Origin of the sequence: Acinetobacter sp. UNC436CL71CviS28, from assembly GCF_000620525.1 — a bacterium.
In the GTDB taxonomy this organism is placed as follows: Bacteria; Pseudomonadota; Gammaproteobacteria; order Pseudomonadales; family Moraxellaceae; genus Acinetobacter; species Acinetobacter radioresistens.
This window is the reverse complement of the sequence record NZ_JIBB01000091.1, coordinates 1-1,779: the sequence shown is the minus strand read 5'-3', so window position 1 is coordinate 1,779 and position 1,779 is coordinate 1. Positions and strand designations below refer to the sequence as shown.

Annotated in this window: 2 protein-coding genes; one reads left to right on the top strand and one right to left on the bottom strand. The window is 35.9% G+C overall.

Annotated elements, in window-relative coordinates:
- Positions 1 to 409: 409 nt before the first annotated feature.
- On the bottom strand, positions 410 to 1,372 hold the full coding sequence (gene dmeF, locus N518_RS0115220) for a CDF family Co(II)/Ni(II) efflux transporter DmeF (RefSeq protein WP_026444489.1): 963 nt from the start codon (positions 1,370 to 1,372) through the stop codon (positions 410 to 412).
- A 56-nt stretch (positions 1,373 to 1,428) separates the two neighbouring features.
- On the opposite strand from dmeF, the gene N518_RS0115215 reads away from it, so the two are divergent.
- Positions 1,429 to 1,692 (top strand): metal/formaldehyde-sensitive transcriptional repressor, encoded by a 264-nt coding sequence (locus N518_RS0115215; protein ID WP_026444488.1) that lies wholly within the window; start codon positions 1,429 to 1,431, stop codon positions 1,690 to 1,692.
- Positions 1,693 to 1,779: the final 87 nt, after the last annotated feature.

The window sequence follows — 1,779 nt, the reverse complement described above, 5'->3', positions numbered from 1 at the left end:
CCTTTGTTTGATTAAGATTTCGACACCTTTATCAAAACGGGTAACTTTCTCTTTTTCAAGAAGAATGTACGATCAAGTCTGAACTAATACATTTAAACTGGAGGAATGGTTATTTACGTCCTGACTGCCGGATCTGGTGTTTCTATCGGCGGGCGATACCAGTGTAAAATTCCTCGGAATAAGAGCTGCATCTGCAACACGCTTTGCGCTTTAAAGTCATGGAATTGAATATGAATCGTGGATTGTATCTTTACCCGTTCATACCTGATATCTTCATTCAGAAAATGAATTTTCCTTTCTATTTCAACACGCAGAATTGCCGAGGCGCCCCGACGCTCTACAACAAACAAATTCTAATCTAAGATTTACATAAATAGACTGATAAAGTTTAAAAGGAATAAATATTAATTTAAACAACATGGAAATTCCTGTTAATTTCAACAGAAATATGAACAATCTCTTCATGAATTGACAAAGCTTTACGAACTACCTCTGCTGTTAAGGAGTCATTAACTGTATTTAGGGATAAAATACATGAAAATTTACTTCTACCTACTTTCCAGACATGCAGATCAGTAATCGTAATTTGGTTATCTAATTCCTCTACAACTTCCTGAATCTCCTTTACTACAGGATGTTCCATCTCTGCATCAAGCAATGTTTTACCTGTTTCTCTAATCAATCCCCAAGACCATTGTGCTACAAGCACTGCACCTACGATCCCTAGAATTGCATCTAAAAAATCCCATCCAAAATACTTCCCTGCGAAAAGTGCAATAATCGCTAATACAGAAGTTACTGCATCTGCTACTACATGAAGAAAAGCGGCTTTCTGGTTTAAGTCATGGTCATCATGAGAGTGATGATGATCGTGGTGGTGGTCATGGTCATCATGAGAGTGATGATGGTGGTGGTGACCATTTTCACGTAGTAACCAGGCACAAATAAAATTAACGATCAAGCCAACAATCGCAATTGAAATTGCCTCGTTGTAGTGAATATTCACAGGATTGAATAAACGTTCTATCGATTGAACACCCATGAATACAGCAACAACCATCAATAAAATGGCACTCGAATATCCAGCTAAGATTTCTATCTTCCATGTACCGAAACAGAATCTCTGATCACGAGCATATTTTCGAGCCATTTTATAGGCAAAATAAGCTAAGCCCAATGCCAACATATGAGAACTCATATGCCATCCATCAGCCAATAAAGCCATGGAATTAAAGAACCATCCTCCAAAAATTTCAAACACCATCATTACACCAGTGAGGATGGTTGCGATTAAAATTTTCTTTTGTGCTAAAGGATTTCCTTCGTCAAATTGATGCGAATGGTCACTTTTAACATTATTTAGATATTGCATTTTATTGCACCACAATTAATACTCCCCCATAGTATATGTTCTTGAGGTTGAATAGTATGTCTCACTTAAATCAGAACAAAAAAATTTTAAATCGGATTAGACGAATTCAAGGTCAAACTAATGCCCTTGAACAGAATATTTTAAATTCTGAAAATTCTTGTATTGAGGTATTACAGCAAGTTGCAGCAATTAAAGGTGCGATAAATGGCTTAATGAATGAGTTAATAGAACTTCATCTTAGAGAACATGTACTCGGTGATACTGAGGAAATAAAGGAAAAAGAACTGAATGAATTTTTAGCTTTAGTTAAACTGTATTAGTTCAGACTTGATCGTACATTCTTCTTGAAAAAGAGAAAGTTACCCGTTTTGATAAAGGTGTCGAAATCTTAATCAAACAAAGGTAAC

What these genes read in the sequence shown, in the direction of transcription:
- dmeF (WP_026444489.1), bottom strand. Translation starts at nt 1,372, where the DNA reads ATGCAATATCTAAATAATGTTAAAAGTGACCATTCGCATCAATTTGAC.
- N518_RS0115215 (WP_026444488.1), top strand. Translation starts at nt 1,429, where the DNA reads ATGTCTCACTTAAATCAGAACAAAAAAATTTTAAATCGGATTAGACGA.